The sequence below is a fragment of the Methylobacter psychrophilus genome (assembly GCF_025583945.1).
Lineage (GTDB): Bacteria > Pseudomonadota > Gammaproteobacteria > Methylococcales > Methylomonadaceae > Methylobacter_C > Methylobacter_C psychrophilus.
In genome coordinates this window covers 229,218-246,563 of sequence record NZ_JAOEGU010000001.1, presented here as the reverse complement: position 1 = coordinate 246,563, position 17,346 = coordinate 229,218, and the positions used below count along the sequence as shown (strand labels likewise).

Genomic DNA, 17,346 nt, shown 5'->3' with positions numbered 1-17,346 from the left:
AGGGATGCCATGACCTCAATTTTCTACCGGCCCGCAAAAATTCGTGCCCTGGCATTTTTTGGCCTGCTGCTGTTGGCTCTTGCTATTCTTGGCGGCATGATCTGGCGAAATCTACATCACTTTGAAACCGTTTTATCCTATGTAAACTACTCCCACCGCATTCAAAATGTGTCGGTAGGTTTGCAGCAATCGTTGATTGGCTATGTGACCGAGACTATCCCCGATTCTCACCCGGTAGTATTGACTAAAACCCTCAATGAAATGAAGGCGTTAATCGATGATAATCAGTATTTATTAGCCCCCACCAGAAAAAGCCTGGAAACTGTTAGTAGCCTCCTGACCAATATAAACAAGCTGGACAAGTCAGAAAAAAATGTCCGACTGATACAGGCTCTTGAAGTGATGAGTCAGACACTTGATGAAGAAGCCTTGCGACGGGAAAAATTACTGGAGGATATTAATTTTGATACTCAGACCGAACTTTATATCGCCTTAGTCACCTTCACCTTAATATTATTAGGAGCCATGTTATTTTTACACTATAGAATATTGCATCCGCTTAATGACCTGAGGCAGTTATTGGAACGATTGACGCAAGAAAACTATACACCGATTACGACCGATCACCTCGACCCTTTGCTGTTTCCGGTTTTTAACAGCTATAACGCTTTGGTTATGCATCTTGCCGATCTGGAAGAAGCCAAGCGCTTGTATGCGCAATCACTGCAACGGGAAGTCAGATTAGCCACACAAGCTCTGCTGGAACAGCAATATAGCTTAGCTAGAGCAGAACGTTTGGCGGCAATAGGCGAAGTTGCTGCCGAGTTGGCGCACGAAATCCGTAACCCGCTGGCGGGTATTCAAATGGCTTTCACTAATTTACGCCGAGAAATTGATGATGAATACCAGTGCGAGCGGATGGATCTGATTAGTAGCGAGCTAAAGCGCTTGGCGCGCCTGTTAAACGAGATGCTGGATCAAAGCCGTCATTCGCCTGAAACAGCTACCGATTTTGATATGACAATACTCATTCGGGATTTATTGGCCCTAACCCGCTACCAGATCCCGGAAGCCATTACACTGAACAGTGATACACCCGATACCTTACCGGTGCATCTGCCCGAAAGCGGTATCCGTCAGGCTTTGTTAAATTTGATATTAAATGCAGCGGATGCCCTTGATAGCAGTCCAGGTTTAATCCGTATAAAAGCCAGTGTGGAGCCTCAAGGCTTACGCATTGAGGTATTTGACAATGGCCCCGGCTTTTCTGACGATATGCTTAACTACGGCATACGACCGTTTCGCACCAGTCGTCCACGCGGCACAGGTCTGGGATTGGCTATGGTACAGCGTTTTGTTAAAGACATTGGTGGCACGATTAAGCTGAATAATCAACAACCTCATGGCGCTTGTGTCACGGTATTGGTACCAAAAGAATGCTTTCCTGGAGAAAAATCATGATAGAAACCTTGCTCATCATTGAAGATGAAAAACTGCTGGGTTCAGAGTTATCACGCCACTACCGCGCACAGGGCTGGGATGTGGTATGGGCCAGTACGTTAGCTGAAGCCAAGACCTTGCTACTTAAAGATCGTATAGAACCGCTCTTGATTCTATCTGACATGAATTTACCGGACGGTAACGCCCTGGATTTTATGGAAGCGGTAAAAAAACATGTCAGCTACGCCGAATGGCTGTTTTTGACTGGCTACGGTAGCGTTCCTGATTCGGTCAGGGCGCTGCGTCTGGGTGCTTATGATTTTCTCGAAAAACCTTGTGATCTGGAGCGCCTTGATCTGGTTGTTACCAGCGCGACTCGCAGTGCATCGATACAGCGTCGTGTTATTGATCAAACCAAACAAGGTCATCGACGCTACTCACCGGAAGCTTATATCGGTCATAGCCGGCAAGCACAAGATATTCGGCAATTGTTGGCAAAACTGACACAAGTACCCTTTAGCGCCCTGATTATCGGTGGCGAAAGTGGCACAGGGAAAGGTTTAACCGCACGTATTCTGCATTATGGGGGACCTCGCGCCCAACAACCCATGATTGAAGTTAATTGTGCCGCATTACCACGCGAATTACTGGAATCCGAATTATTCGGGCATGAACCGGGTGCATTTACCGGTGCATCAGGACGGCACCGGGGCTTGTTGGAACAGGCAGACGGCGGCACCTTATTTATGGATGAAATTGGTGAAATGCCACTGGATTTACAAGCCAAGCTGCTTAAGGCCATTGAAGATCATAAAGTACGACGCTTGGGAGGCGAAAAAGAGATCAGTGTTGATGTCCAGATTGTCGCTGCCAGTAACCGTGATTTGGAAAAAATGGCACAGGATGGTAGTTTCCGTGCTGATTTATATCATCGTTTAAGCGTATTTAAGGTCATTTTGCCGCCGCTGCGTGAAGCGGTTGAAGATCTTGATGAGCTGGTGCCGCTCTTTGTTGCCGAATACAATGCCAAAGCCGGACGACAGGTAAAAGATATTCCTGATGATGTCTGGAACAAGCTTAAAGCGCATTTCTGGCCGGGTAATGTCAGGGAACTGCGCAATGTTATTGAACGTTGTGTATTATTTGCTGATGGCACTACATTTCCGGGACAATGGTTGCAATTACCCGGACAGCAATCCCGGACAGAATCAAATGATCGGGATCAAAAAAATAGCCAGTCTCAGGCAAAATCGAGTGAACAAGGTATTTATTTGCCTTTGGATGGCAGCATGGCGTTGGATGATATGGATCGATTTATCATTAAAACTACGCTGGAACGAGCCGATAATAATCTGACTGCCGCCGCAAGAGCACTGAGCGCAACACGAGAAACACTACGCTACCGGGTACGAAAATACAATCTAAAAACGGTAGATTGATTAGGGTTTCCGTGTCCCGTAAAATTATACGTGATCCTAAAAATTACGTGTTAACAAGGATATAATCTCTTACTGATAAAATCGTTCAGATATTTTTTATATAACAAGTCAGATTACGACATGACAGCAATCGTAACCTGACCATTATTAATTTTCGTTATACGACCGTTCAAGTATTTTTTAATGAATAAACCTGTTGTGTCCGGATTATTTTTACTTTATTTATCCATTTTCATCATTTTTGGATGATGCATATTCATCATTTGAATATGCTCAGCCTTAATTAGCTCAAGCTGTTGATCTTTCAATACCTGTTTTTTCTTTGGATCGGTTTCTGCAAGAATCTTATTGGAAAGATCATGCATCTTCAGTATCTCTTCCTGTTTTATTTTTAAATGTTCCATCATTTTTGATTCATCCATGGTGCCCATGGCATGATCCATTTTCATTTCAGGTTTCTTTTCAACCGGATCAGCTGCTAAACTCATCTGACTTAAAGAAACGAGTGCCACAATAGCGATTAGCTTAATGAGTATTTTCACGACATTACCTCTTACACTTATTATTATAGAAAAATAACCATAACACTTTTATCGTAAACCAGCCATTAATAATAGCCTCTAATTTGACTTAAAAATGCAACCCTTAATTGATTTTTTTGGTATTAAAGATCTCATTCCTCACGGTTATTGTTTATCGTGGAGCCCTATATTACTTTGGCTACATGTTGGTTCAGATCTGCTAATTGCTCTGGCCTTTTATTCCATCCCTTTAACGCTGGTCTATTTTGTCCGGCAACGTAAAGACTTTCCCTATTCGTGGCTGGCACTCCTGTTGTCGGTATCCGTTATTGCCTGCGGCACTTCGCATTTACTTTCAGCCATCACCATCTGGATCCCGTTGTATTGGCTGGATGGATTGATTAAAGCCTTTATAGCGCTTATTTCGATCCCGACTGCAGTACTGATGTTAAAGGTTGCACCTCAGGCCTTGTCTTTACCCAGCGTTGCCCAACTGCAAGCGGAGATACAACAGAGAAAAACTGCAGAAGCAGCTTTACGGGAAAGTGAATATAAACTCAACACCATTCTCGACAATGTTGAAGCCTTGATTTATATCAAAGATTCCGGCTATCAGTATCAGTATGCCAATCAGCCAGTACAACAACTATTTGGCACAGAACTGGAGGGCATTATTGGCAAAAAACTGGAAGACTTCTTTTTTGATGAGGTAACAAAAACAGCATTTCATGAAAATGATCGCCGTGTTATTGAACTGGGTGAGCGTATAGCAACCGAGGAAATTATTATTGATAAAGACACTCATATTGCGCGCACCTATGTTTCGATTAAGCAACCGCTACGCGACGAAAATGGCAGTATTTACGGATTGTGTAGCATATCTACCGATATCACCGAACGTAAGCAAATAGAGTCTGCGCTACGTGAAAGTGAATTTCTCTGGAAATTTGCCATTGAGGGTACCGGTGATGGGGTATGGGACTGGGATATTCCAACCGGAAAAGTCATTTATTCACGGCGCTGGATAGAAATGCTGGGCTATGCCGAAAACGATATTCAGCCAATGAATAGAGAATGGATAAGTCATATTCACCCCGATGATCAGGCACATGTTGCAAACTTAGTGCAAATATATATTACTGGAAATACCGATAGTTACAGTGTTGAATTCCGGTTACGCTGTAAGAATGGAAGTTACAAATGGATTTTAGGACGCGGGATGGTAGTTACCAGCAGCGAAGATAATAAGCCTTTACGCATGATAGGTACACATACCGATATTTCTGCGCTCAAACACGTCCAGGAAATATTACAGGAAAAAGAATGGATGTTGTCGCAATCACAGCGTATTGCTCATATTGGTAGTTGGTCTTTAGATCTGACAAGCGGTTACCTTAGCTGGTCAGATGAAATGTACCCGATTTATGGAGTTACCAAAGAGACCTTTGGGCACTCATCAGAAGCCTTTATTAATTTGATCCATCCAGAAGATAATGACGCAATGAGCATGTGGATGAGTGATTGTCTGAACGGTCATGAAGCGAGGCAACTGGATTTTCGTATTATACTGCCGGATGGCTCTATTCGTTTTATCTGTGGTAGTGGTGAATTACAATACGATGATATGAACAAACCCCTACGTATGTTGGGTAGTGCACAGGATATTAGTGAGCGAAAATACCGGGAGCAGCAAGACAAGGAGCATCTAAACCAGCTAGCCCATGTTACTCGCCTTGGCCTGATGGGTGAGATGGCTTCCGGGATTGCTCATGAAGTCAATCAACCATTAACTGCCATTTCGAGTTATACGCAAGTCAGTATAAATCTGCTTAACAATGAAAACCCTGATCTGGTCAAGCTTGCCGAGATTTTATACAAAACGCAGCAACAGGCGTTAAGAGCCGGACAAATCATTCGTCGCATGCGGGAATTTATAAAATCACAGATAACACAGCATGCCATTACCGACGTTAACGCGTTGATTCATGACTCGGCCAGCTTGTGTATTGATGAAATTAAACACAACAGCATAAAGCTGACATTTAAACTACAAAAACCTCTGCCGCCTGTCAATGTTGATGCTATCCAAATTGAACAGGTCATCATAAACCTGATTCGAAACAGTATTGATGCCCTAAAAAACTGTCCGGAAAAACAACAACGCAGCTTGGCTATAAATAGTCGGTTAACACCCAATAATTATATTGAAATCAGCGTAATGGATAATGGATCAGGGATTAATGAAGACCAACAACAACAAATAGTGATGCCTTTTTACACTACCAAAACTGACGGTATGGGCATGGGACTATCCATTAGCCGATCAATTATCGAAGCCCATTATGGCAATTTACATTTTACTAGCCAAGCTGGAAATGGCTGCACTTTTTATTTTACCTTACCCGTCAGTAAAAATGCAGCAGAAGATAACAACTCTGCATGAAATAATGTTTGCACCTTACTTATCAAAGTCATGCATTTGTTCCTGAAACAGTACCAAAATAGAAACTTTCTACTTTTAACTCAATGTGGGCAAGATCAATACCACGCAGGGTGCTTTTTATCGACTACTTGCCACCAAGATGGGTAAAGCAAAAGCAGTAAAAATACAGAAGATTACTGCCCTGCTTTAAAATGATTAATTACGCGGATATCTACGAAATAATTACTGGCATTGGAACCGATTTTTCTGGCCATGCGCCTCGATCATTAAACCCTTTATAACTGCCAAACCATACTGTATGTAACATAAAGTTTCCCTCAGTACCTGCCTGACGTATGCGATCTAAAGAAAAACCAAGTTTGGCTGCACCGACATTAACTCCTAACTTGAAAGAACGGTCACTAGCTTTGGTATCCGACTTACGATACCTAATGCTAATATATTGAAGTCTGTCATCGTAATGGCCTGCTAAACGTCTTTTGATATCATCAGTAAAACCACTTTGAATATCGTCACCGTTATCGACAAATCCAGGTTTTAAGCTAAGCTGTTCGGAGGAAAGTTTGAATGAGGCTTCGATTATAAAAGCTCCCGGAACTTGTTTTTTATTCTCTGGATGCTGTAATAAAGCAACCAGATCTTTAACGCATTCTTGCATTGCAACATTACCGAGGAAGGTTTGAAGATTTTCCAGGCTTACATGTAACTGACCGGACAAATCAACTTCCATAGCTCGCATATTATTATATTCATTAACCACATCCAGTTTCGATGTAAAGTCGTCAAGCTTCTCGATTGAATAAGCGCAATTAAGACGTAAAGAAAGGATAGCAGGATAACGTTTATTATTGACCGCAGTTGTTTCGCCGCCTTTTGATTTTATCCATTTGTTGATACCCTGAAGGATTTCGTTATATAACTTTGCACGTATCTTGGCCTCTTCTAATGCCAAATACACAACCTGGCTATATAGTTTTTTTTCTTTTTCTTCTGCTGTGCCGGAATTTTGTGTTCCACAATTCTTTTTAGCTTGTGCCAGTAATGCCTTTAAAACATCTGCGGGAGCCAGATTCCATGGTGTCTTATCTTGGTGCTTCCAATAAGCCTTTATAGCATCGTCGACATTAGTGATGCTCCAACGATAATCACCTGTATTACTGCTGTCGAGCCAATTTTGCAAGGTTGGTAATATACCTGTCTGGCTTGGTAACTGCTCCGTAATAGAATCCTCTACCAATTTCTTAACACCACTCCAATCAGGTAAAGCTTTTCCAAAAAGTAAGTCACATTGTGTACAGTTATTCCAATATATGGCAAAAGTTGGCAAGATCAGGCTTTGTCCTACGACAAATCCGCTACCCTCCAGTAGTTGTCTATCAGGCTTCGACCACAATACAATGCCTGCTTCGTATGTCATCGAGTTGACAGTACTCCAGGTCTTTTCAATCTTCTTAAATTTATCTTCAAAAAATGAGCATTTAAGTGATTTTGAAGAAAGCGCCGCTTTAAAATTATCACTTTTATATAATGTCATATCCGGTGGTGCTAAAGCACCATCTACTTTTATTTCTTTTTTGATCGTTGTAGTCGTTATATTTGATAAAAAAAGATTTTGTGGATCCTTCTGCGCCAAGCTATTTAGCCCGGTATCTTTATCAGCTTTAACGGTTGCGCAGCCCAATTCCAGATCCAGAGCAATGCCTATCAGTTGTCCACCCAGCTGTTTATAAAGTATGACAGTCTCCTGTGACAGGATAATATCAGGATTAGAGCAAGGATTATTAAGCCGGTAACTTGCAGTTTTTGATGTCCATTTGATACTTGGTAATTTCGCTGAAAGCGTGAGCGTTCCCCCCGGACCGACAGTCTGGTCATTATAGGTTCCCGCTTGAGTAACACTAGTTGCAGTAAGTGCAGCATTTAATGCCGCAGTGGCTTCTTTTGTCTGACTCCACCAACTTAAATAACAGCTCGGATTAGTACTTGACTGGCTTGGCAACTTTTTAACCGCCAGATCAAATTGTTGATTTTGTTGTGAACTGGCCGACTTTGAATATTCCTTAAACCATTCTCGTTTTATGTTGGTATCGCGTATATCAGAATGCAGAGGAGCAGGGTCAGTCACAAGAACCCATGTACCCTCATAAGATCCACTAGCCGAAGCTGTTAGCTTTATTCCGAAACCGAAAGACTCAACATTACTGATTCCTATGTTGGTGATATTTGTCGTATCAAATTTAGCGCCAACCTCGACGCCTACACCACCTTTACAATAAGTCCAGCTACCTCGCATACAACTCAAAACTACCGGTTGCCACGCCTGATGACGACTCGTTTGTATCTTGGCTATGGCTGCCTGAGCATCCAGTTCCTTAAGTTTTTCTGCATTTGCCGCAGCCCACGTCGCCATAGCACTCTCACTCCCAATAGGCATCCTGGCACGACGTAAATCCTTAAAGCCTGGTTGCTTAATGTTTACCGGTGCGAGGCTATTCGGTTTTTTGAAAAACTCTGTTGAATTTCCTTGATTGGCAATATACAAAAATCTATGGGAAGCTTTTTTAGCACTCATATTAGCGCTAATAGAGGCCGTAGCAAACATGGATACTCCAGGTGGCAAGAACATTTTTGCAAAGTCAACACTGATATTTGCACTTGCTCCATAGCCTAAGGTCTCGAATGCGTGTTGAGCCTGCCCTCGATAATCAACGCCAGAAAACATAAATACTTCATAAAGCTCATCAGATGTGGGCTGTAACGGCAAAGCCATTCCGGGAGCCGGTACATATTCACCGACCGGTTTACGATGGATTATTGCCTGATTCGTTAAGTGCTCTACTAAAACACCATCTTTATACCAATCGCTAAAATAAGTAGTAATATCGGACCAAAAACTCATAAACCCCCCTTAATAAAAATAAAATATATCATCACTATTTCCATATTAAAATTTGATTACAAAAAATAAATATCGCACTATCTGCAGCTTAACAACCCGAATTGATAAGATAAATGAACGCTACAGCGCAATAGCCATTTGGCCATTAAAACCAAGAATACCAAGGTTTATCCTTGTTAATCTCAACTTGGCTATTGGCCTTTAAGTTAATATTATATTTATCTTCTAGCGGCGCAGAAAACAGCTTCTTCCATTGCGAACCGGGCTTGGTAAGCAAAAAATACAAAGCTACCGTACCCTGCGCCGGTTGGTTTACGGTGTATTCTTGTTGGGTACCAGGGACCACCGAAAAGACACCTAATACACCCTGATCGGGCGGATCAGAGAAGGCTTTATTGGCAACATCCTGATAAGTTTCCAGCATAAATTGCTTTTCATTGGCGCTACGGACGACGAAATAAAACAGCCCACCATTGTTGGTCTGGGTAGCCGTTGTGACATCAAAAACCAACGGTGGTGGCGGCTTTGGTGTACTGGAACAGGCAACTAACAAGATGGCCGCAGCCAGCGGCAGAAAAACCTTCAAAAGTAAAAAGTCTATCATGACTTAGCTCCCGGCAAGATTAGTGAATATTGCCAACGGATTGGCTTGAAATGAGAATTCAAGATTTAAAGGTTGCTGCGGAAAATCAGGATGAGCAAGTTTCCACCGATAATTTTGACTACCCGTGACTTGACCTTGCTGTAAGAGCCGGAAAAAATTCCAGGGCGAATCAGCAACGGTAATATCCGTGTAGACCTGAGTCGGATCAGCATCTTTACGAAACTCCATACCCACCTCGGCCGGTTGCAAAATCCACCACTCCAGTGATAATTTTTGCCAATCGGCCTGTTGATTAAAACCAAGTACGGAGACTCCGCCTTTACGCAAATAAGATAAGGATACCAATGGCGCCTGAGGTATTTGCTTGCTATCGAAGGTTGGTAACAATCCTGGTTTAACGGATAATTCAAGTGGTTTTGGATTACCCTGTCCATCCCAGAGATTAGCAGTAAGCTGTTGTGCCGCGTTAAGGCGATACAAATAATTTGCAGGTAACACCACGCTGTCCGATAAGTCATGACGCTTAACCCACACCCCGTTACCAAGACTGGCCAGAGGCGACAGATACTGCTGGAAGGTAACCCAGAAAATACCCTGTTTCGGATGGAAGATTTTAACCAAATCAGCCATCGCTAACTCCTGGTCACGACCGGCATTAGGTGTAAAAGGAAATTTGACCAATAACGGTGCGACATTAGAATCCCAGATATCTGACCAAATACCGGCGATATTCTGATTAATTTCGGCAGTACCAAATTCTTCGACCTTTTGTACCGGAGCCAGAAACGGCTGCTGCCAATTATTCAGGATGCCGGCATTTTGCAGCCAGTTTTTTACCAGCGTTGAATAAGAGCCATCTTCGTGGGCTCGCATTGCCCATGCCACACGCCCTATCGGTGTCAAAGCTCCCTTTAGGGAAGCCGCATTATCATCAGATTTTTTTGGCACATAAGGTTCGGTCGAATCTATCTCATATTGCATTTGTGCCATCATCAATTGATATTTTTGAAACTCCGGATAAACGCCATTTTTTTCTTCCATCAAACGCTGAATAAAACGAAATACGGCAAGTTTTTGTGCCAGCGGTTCAAAGTTCGGTGAGGTAGGTAAATTAAGTGCCGTGTTGTTTTTTATCTGCACCAAGGTTTCCAATAACTGGGAATTGGGCTGTTGCAAATCATCAAGCACATAATTCAGCCCCCAAGTGGAATCAATACGAACCTGAAATTGCCGAAAATAATTTAAATAAGAACTAACATAACGATCGGAGTAGGTACTCAAATTTTTTATTACAAAATCGCCAAAATATTTTTTCTCATTGGCATCAATAGGTAGTTTGGCGACAATATCAGACAAGCCCATTATTGCGGGTTTAACATACTGCTCAAAAGCATCAGCAGTCAAACGTCCGTCAATACGAGCCTTACCGGCAAACAACATGCCACCATTATTGGAAGAATTCATCTCCACATCGGTATAAGTCGAAGGCGAATTAAAAAACACCCAGCCGTCATAATTTCTGTGATTGTTAATCAGGCTGCGTAGCCTCATAATTACACGACTACGCTTGATTAAATCTACCCATTGCTGCCGGGTAAACGAAAAATATTCGCCGTCCAAACTGAAAACCATGTCAGGTGATGTAGTGTCTGTTTTAGCATTGGCCAACTCTTGAATTAGCTCCAAGCACTCTTTCAGAGATAGAGTCACATCACAATTATCGGTATTGCTAAGTTTGAGGTTGCTGACAAGGCCTAATAATTGACCGATGCTCTTTTGGTCCAATCCTGATTGGTTGTCAAATTCGGCTCTCGCATTTCTGCGTAAATTGGTGTGTTGCACCAACCATTGGGTAATTTCTGGTTGCTGATTATAAAAGTTCAGCTGATCAATAATACCAAGAAACGGTACCAACTCTTGTTGCAACTCTTTAAATTCAGCTTCCTGAACAAACGGTCTTTTCAGAATATCTTTAAATTTATGAAACAGCATCAGCCATAGCAAATGGTCATCAACATATGACTGCTGGGTATAAGTGATTTGATTTAACGCATTATCCAAATCATCAGTATCTGAATTGTACATTATATAGTCTTTAACAAGTGCCCCGTACTTATCCATATCTATCGGATTTAATTGCGGATTTGCCCATATAAGCTTACCTATTTCATTAGTCGATGTACTATATAATAAACCGATGAGTCTATTGGTTTTAAAAGTGGCATTTTGCTCAAACTGGATTTGTTTTAATAAGGGTAATAAATAATATTTTCGTATTTCACCAATCAATAAATGCTTGCTGTTATTATCGACATTCTTGAAATAAGTAGGCTGAAGAGGTCTCCAAAGTAATAAAGTCCTATCACTTAACGGTTGACCAGGATTAAAAAATAATGAACCAATATTTTCTGCGTAATGTTCGACCGGGGTTGCAGAAATAGTTTGAATGCCTTGATATATTTTAGTTTGCAAAACCTGTTGATATCTATAGCACACTATTAAATAGGCCGCTCCTGCCAATAACAAGATAAGCGCGGTTTTGCTATGGCCATTGAGTGCCAATCGTGGTTTATCTACAATACCGGCATGTAGTGAGAAAGGCTGACAGCCAAAGCTGTTAACCTGTTCCGATAGCAGACAAAGTCGAACGACAGGAGGAGATGCCAGACCTTGTTCCAAGCCGGCCACACGCAAAAACTCAACCAAAACACCCAGTAAACGGGGAGCTGTATTAAGAAAGGCAACTATTTTAAGATAATCTTGGGCTGGACGGGTGACAAGTGCCCGAGGTAAATGTTGTTGAAAACCATCAAGGCAGGACGCCAGCTGATTGATACCGTCCATTTGCGGAAAGTCTATTTGCAAAGGGATGCCGGCCTCTTCCAAAAAAATGCAAAATTCTACAAAGCCCTCGATTTTTTCCATGTGGCTCAGAGCAAGAATAAGCGGTAAGGGTTTGCGCTCAAGCTCACCGAATGCTTGCAGCTTACCGAATAAGGCTTGCCCTGATTGGCGCAGCAGTTCAGTTTTTGGCGTCAGCAAGGTAGTCGCATCAATCACCATAACCGCTTGAGGGCGCGGCGGCAGATGTCGCCATAATTTCTTTATGGCATGATAAGCCGCAGAACTCGTGTCATACAGTAGTGAGGAACAAAACTCCAACACCAAAGACTTATCACCCAGATAAATTTGTAATAACGGATCATCAATAGCACTGGGATGGAAGCGGAAATCTTGTCCTTCCCAGTGTCCATATCGGTCAATAATACCGGTCTTGCCTGAACCTGCATCACCGATGACCAAAGAAAGCGGGACACTCAATGCTCCGGAACGCAGTCGCCAGGGAATGGCACCGACAAAACCACGCCACACCGTTGATAAGCAATTGGAGGCTAATAAAAGCTTTACCGGAACAGTAATTGCCTGAATGGCTGGTTTACCGGCACCTTTGGCATATTTTCGCTGCCAAATCAGCCATGCCAAAATGCCTGACAACAAAAGTACAACCGCTAAGCCTACCCAATCAAGCCAACTTAGTACGGAAATCACCGTATCAAATTTGTTCATTGAAGCGTTTAAAGGCATTTAAGCCTCCTCTTTTATAATAATGTTCTCTGAGTCATCCAGGTTTTTTTCCGGATCAGTACCGGTAAATACCAATTCCCCGTCAGTTATGCTGATGACAATCTGCTGCCCATCGCAAAGTTCTCCCTTAAGCAACAGTTCGGCAAGCGGATCTTGAAGCCGAGTTTGAATAACTCGTTTTAGCGGACGAGCACCATACAGAGGATTAAATCCCCACTGTGCCAAACTATTGCAGGCTTCGTCATTTATATCGAGGCGAATGTTGCGATCTTCCAGGCACTTGGCCAAACGCCGTAGTTGAATATCGGCGATGGGGCGCATGGTTTCGAGGGTCAGTTGACGAAAAATCAGAATATCATCAAGACGGTTAAGAAATTCAGGACGAAAATGGCTACGTACTTTATCCATGATTAGCGTCTGCATCTGTTGCTGCTCTTCTTCGGTTTCTACCGGTTCAATAAACTCCGAGCCCAGATTGGAGGTCATCAAAATCAGGGCATTGGTAAAACTAACCAACTGCCCACGACTGTCCGTCAAACGACCTTCGTCCAGTACTTGCAAAAACAGGTTAAATACATCAGGGTGAGCCTTTTCCACTTCATCAAAAAGAATAACACTGTAGGGTTTACTCCGTACCTGATTGGTTAGTACGCCACCTTCCTCATAACCGACATAGCCTGGAGGCGCACCGGTGAGACGGGCGACCGAATGCTTCTCCATATATTCGCTCATATCAATACGCACCATCGCCGACTCATCGTTGAACAGAAATTGCGCCAAAGTTTTTGCCAATTCGGTTTTACCAACACCGGTCGGGCCGAGCATCAAAAAAGAACCGAGTGGACGATTGGCATCCTGAATATTGGTACGGGCACGTCGAATGGCTCTGGATACCGCAGCAACCGCTTCTTCCTGTCCTACCACCCGCTCCCGCAGGTGACTTTCCAATTGCAACAGTCGTTGCTGTTCGGAATCGAGCATTTTTGCTACCGGAATCCCGGTCAACCTTGCAACCGTAGCGGCGATATCCTGCTCATCAATAAAGTTTTTCTGGGGATTAATTTCCGTGGTATCGATATCGGCATATTCTGCCAGCGTCCTTTCTGCTTGCGGAATTACCTTATGCTGTAATTCGGCAACACGCACAAAATCTTCCTCGCGAATTTTCTGCTCCATTTCCAGACGTGATTCTTCCAGCAACTTACGGGTACTTTGAACTTCAGTCATCGCCCGCTTTTCACGCTCCCAACGTTCCGTCATTTGCACACTGGTTTCACGCAGTGCAACCAGTTCGTTATGTAACTGTTGTTTACGCGTTTCATCCACTTCATTGGTCAATGAATACCATTCGATTTCCAGCCCGACCAAGCGACGATCCAGGGCTTCCAATTCGGCAGGCTTGGCGGAAAGAGCGATACGTACGGTGGCAGCGGTCTGATCAATAAGATCAATGGCTTTATCCGGCAAAAATCGGTCAGCAATATAACGTCTGGAAAAACGAACTGCTGCAAGCAAAGCGGCTTCGGTAATACGTATGCCATGATGCATCTCGTATTTTTCTTTAATGCCACGTAAAATCATCAACGCCGTTTCGTCATCCGGCTCGTCCATCCGTACCACCTGAAAACGTCGACTTAAAGCAGAGTCTTTCTCAAAATGTTTACGGTATTCCTCGTTGGTAGTGGCACCGATACAACGTATCTCTCCCCTCGCCAAGGCCGGTTTAAGAAGATTGGCGGCGTCCATTGAGCCTTCGGACTTACCGGCACCGATCAAATTATGAATTTCGTCAATAAAGATAATGACATTTCCGGCATCGGCGATTTCCTGCAACAGGCGCTTAAAACGTTCTTCAAATTCGCCCCGGTATTTGGCACCGGCGACCAACAAACCCATGTCTACTGCCAACACCGAACAACCAATTAAATCCCTGGGTACGTCACCGGCAATAATTCGCTGCGCCAGGCCCTCGACAATAGCCGTTTTACCAACGCCAGGTTCACCAATAATGATGGGGTTATTTTTAATCCGCCGACACAACACCTGAATCGCAAGATTAATTTCATCGACACGACCAATCACCGGATCAAGCAAGCCTTGCCTGGCCATTTCGGTCAAATCGCGGGCATACTTGGCCAGATATTCAAATTCACCGGAACTCTCTTTACTACTGTAACCACCCTGAGGCACCTGATCCAGTATTTGGGTAAACACCGCCTTGTTTCCGCCCGCCTCGGTCAAGGCAGTAACCAATTCATCCAGTTCCCACAAAGCCAGCAACAAGTGATTAATGCCGATATATTTATCGCCCATACGGGTCGACGCTTGTTCGGCATAAATAAACACCCTTTCAAGCTCACGATTAATCGGTGTTTGCTGGGTATTTTTTAACGCTTTGAGCTGCCCTATCAAATGGGCGCTCACAGTGGCATCCAAGGTCACCAAATCAATATTGGCCTGTTCCAGATATTGTCGCCCTATGCTGCTCTTTGCTTCCAACAGGGCATATAAAAAATGCCAGGGAGTGACAACGCTATGGTCTTTTTCAACCGCCAGACGACAGGCACGTTCGATAGCTTCTTGGGCTTTTAAGTTAAATTTTTCGATGATCATAATTTTCTTGTTGGTTTTATTAATTAGCGTCATTGAAAGCAGACGAGAGTAATCTTGGCAAATCAATATAGTTAGATATTCAGCATAGGCAAACGGTGAAACTGTTTACCTGCCCCACCAGGCTTCCTGATATTTATCGGGTACGATAAAACGACTACTTAAATAGTATTACTTCTGCTGCGTGTAAAAAAATCCACTTTGGGTATGTTATTCTGCAAAAGTACTTTAAGCGGAACACCCTGAAAATCTCTTAACAAACGTTGTATACCAATCCCAATCAGCAATGTATGGTAAACACACCCTGCGGTATCACTACTGTTGTTATGTATATTTTTATTAATACTGTCGACAACAGTTTTCCGTTGCGCAACGTTCTCTTTTTTAAAATCAGAAAAATACTCTTTATTTACATCAAAAATGCTGCCAAGAGCTGTATTTTTGTTATTACCTCGATTCATAACGCCATGACCTGTAATTCCAACAGCCCATTGCTCAGCGCGTTCCTTAAAATCAGCAGCGTTGAAACTCTGGTTAATAGCGTCAAGAATTGTAGATTTATCAATCGGGTCTGTACTGGACGAACTATTGACTTGGCTGTTAACTATATCAAAATCAATTTGCTGCCAAAATTCTTTGGGGACAGACTTATCATCCCACAGGGCTTTCCAGATAGTGGATGGTTCATGGGCAGCAGGGAATGTTGCATTACTATTCAGAGCCAATTGACTACCAAAATGATAAGGTGATGTCAGCGGATGCCTTAAACCTAAAACTGTAGATGCTTTCGATTCCATTCCACTTAAAACCAAATGGCAAGCATGGACAGCATCATAAGGGCAATAATAATGGTGTACGTTCGATGCATTGGCGTTGCGACTGATCCAGTGCTGCGTTTCTACACCCAGGCAAACGGGCGGTGCTGCAATTGGATAACATTCAACAACCGCAGTAGCTTTCAGATTTAACCTGCTCTTTATACGAGGAGAGCAACAAAGATGAATATAGGCGCACTGCGCTAACCCGCCTCCCAGACTATGGCCGGTTACACAGACAGTATTAACTTCACATCCGCTTACCGCATATTTAAATGCCGCTTCCATTGATTTGTTTGAACTGACATAGGCCTTCCAAAAACCAGTCGCCAATTTAACCTTATTACGCCCATTTAGATCACCGAAATCAAAATTTGGATTAAAAGGTTCAGCCTCTTTTAAATGGTTCATATCAGTAACCCAGTCCGGACTACCTTTACTCCTGAATTGCGCACCTGTTGCCGCCCGCGCACCATTGCCGCTACGACTGCCCCTGAAAACGATATAGGCGGTTTTCGTCGTTGGATCATAAATTACTGCACCTAAAAATGAAGTCCATCCCGAATTCGGATGAGTAGCCGTCATTCCTGTCTGACCCTGAAAATAGCCGCACTTACAGTTTCCAGAGCTTAAGGACGTTGGTAATGGCAATAGTTTATTACCTTCGAGATCGAAACCTGCATATTCGCCAATTTTTTTATCCCATGTACCAGGTACAAATACAAGATAGCTATTATTTATATCCCCACGATAGACTACGCTTTGACCAGGATTTGGCGGTACGTCCAGTCGATATTGAATGGGATCGAACTTACGCCTATCGTCATTTGATGGTGTTCCCAAAACATCGTGAATATGTGCCATCATTCGATTACGCGTTATATTCAATTTAGTATTAGTGTGCTTTTGGTTTGCCTCAAAAAAGGGATCAAATGGAAATTTAACGGTTTGTGCATACATTTTGTAAGAAAACCGACAGAGTTCAACGCA

9 protein-coding genes are annotated in these 17,346 nt (G+C 43.0%); 3 read left to right on the top strand and 6 right to left on the bottom strand.

The genetic code is table 11. The features are described from left to right. Positions 1 to 9: 9 nt before the first annotated feature. Both N7974_RS00925 and N7974_RS00920 read left to right on the top strand, forming a co-directional pair. Positions 10 to 1,461, top strand: coding sequence for a sensor histidine kinase (locus N7974_RS00925; RefSeq protein WP_262963835.1), 1,452 nt, complete (start codon positions 10 to 12; stop codon positions 1,459 to 1,461). After that, positions 1,458 to 2,879, top strand: coding sequence for a sigma-54-dependent transcriptional regulator (locus N7974_RS00920; RefSeq protein WP_262963834.1), 1,422 nt, complete (start codon positions 1,458 to 1,460; stop codon positions 2,877 to 2,879). Before N7974_RS00925 ends, N7974_RS00920 begins: the two co-directional genes overlap by 4 nt. 218 nt (positions 2,880 to 3,097) lie before the next feature. Here N7974_RS00920 and N7974_RS00915 read toward each other — a convergent pair whose 3' ends face one another. Beyond that, positions 3,098 to 3,421 carry a hypothetical protein gene (locus tag N7974_RS00915; RefSeq protein ID WP_262963833.1) on the bottom strand — a complete coding sequence of 108 codons (324 nt, stop codon included), beginning with the start codon at positions 3,419 to 3,421 and terminating at the stop codon, positions 3,098 to 3,100. A 94-nt stretch (positions 3,422 to 3,515) separates the two neighbouring features. Between N7974_RS00915 and N7974_RS00910 the strand changes: the two genes are divergently transcribed. Continuing rightward, entirely contained in the window at positions 3,516 to 5,843 is a 2,328-nt protein-coding gene (locus N7974_RS00910; RefSeq protein WP_262963832.1) for a PAS domain-containing protein, read from the top strand. 211 nt (positions 5,844 to 6,054) lie between these two features. Here N7974_RS00910 and N7974_RS00905 read toward each other — a convergent pair whose 3' ends face one another. The 5 genes from N7974_RS00905 to N7974_RS00885 all read right to left on the bottom strand — a co-directional run bounded on the left by N7974_RS00905 (position 6,055) and on the right by N7974_RS00885 (position 17,223). Beyond that, the gene (locus N7974_RS00905) at positions 6,055 to 8,613 is read right to left on the bottom strand and encodes a hypothetical protein (RefSeq protein ID WP_262963831.1); all 2,559 of its coding nucleotides are present in this window, start codon (positions 8,611 to 8,613) and stop codon (positions 6,055 to 6,057) included. 274 nt (positions 8,614 to 8,887) lie between these two features. Further along, positions 8,888 to 9,346, bottom strand: coding sequence for a hypothetical protein (locus N7974_RS00900; RefSeq protein ID WP_262963830.1), 459 nt, complete (start codon positions 9,344 to 9,346; stop codon positions 8,888 to 8,890). Positions 9,347 to 9,349: 3 nt separating this feature from the next. Continuing rightward, entirely contained in the window at positions 9,350 to 12,931 is a 3,582-nt protein-coding gene (locus N7974_RS00895; RefSeq protein ID WP_262963829.1) for a type VI secretion system membrane subunit TssM, read from the bottom strand. Further along, on the bottom strand, positions 12,932 to 15,544 hold the full coding sequence (locus N7974_RS00890) for an ATP-dependent Clp protease ATP-binding subunit (protein ID WP_262963828.1): 2,613 nt from the start codon (positions 15,542 to 15,544) through the stop codon (positions 12,932 to 12,934). Positions 15,545 to 15,702: 158 nt separating this feature from the next. Beyond that, positions 15,703 to 17,223 carry a lipase family protein gene (locus N7974_RS00885; protein ID WP_262963827.1) on the bottom strand — a complete coding sequence of 507 codons (1,521 nt, stop codon included), beginning with the start codon at positions 17,221 to 17,223 and terminating at the stop codon, positions 15,703 to 15,705. Positions 17,224 to 17,346: the final 123 nt, after the last annotated feature.

What these genes read in the sequence shown, in the direction of transcription:
- N7974_RS00895 (WP_262963829.1), bottom strand. Translation starts at nt 12,931, where the DNA reads ATGCCTTTAAACGCTTCAATGAACAAATTTGATACGGTGATTTCCGTA.
- N7974_RS00920 (WP_262963834.1), top strand. Translation starts at nt 1,458, where the DNA reads ATGATAGAAACCTTGCTCATCATTGAAGATGAAAAACTGCTGGGTTCA.
- N7974_RS00900 (WP_262963830.1), bottom strand. Translation starts at nt 9,346, where the DNA reads ATGATAGACTTTTTACTTTTGAAGGTTTTTCTGCCGCTGGCTGCGGCC.
- N7974_RS00925 (WP_262963835.1), top strand. Translation starts at nt 10, where the DNA reads ATGACCTCAATTTTCTACCGGCCCGCAAAAATTCGTGCCCTGGCATTT.
- N7974_RS00910 (WP_262963832.1), top strand. Translation starts at nt 3,516, where the DNA reads ATGCAACCCTTAATTGATTTTTTTGGTATTAAAGATCTCATTCCTCAC.
- N7974_RS00890 (WP_262963828.1), bottom strand. Translation starts at nt 15,544, where the DNA reads ATGATCATCGAAAAATTTAACTTAAAAGCCCAAGAAGCTATCGAACGT.
- N7974_RS00885 (WP_262963827.1), bottom strand. Translation starts at nt 17,223, where the DNA reads ATGATGGCACATATTCACGATGTTTTGGGAACACCATCAAATGACGAT.
- N7974_RS00905 (WP_262963831.1), bottom strand. Translation starts at nt 8,613, where the DNA reads ATGGCTTTGCCGTTACAGCCCACATCTGATGAGCTTTATGAAGTATTT.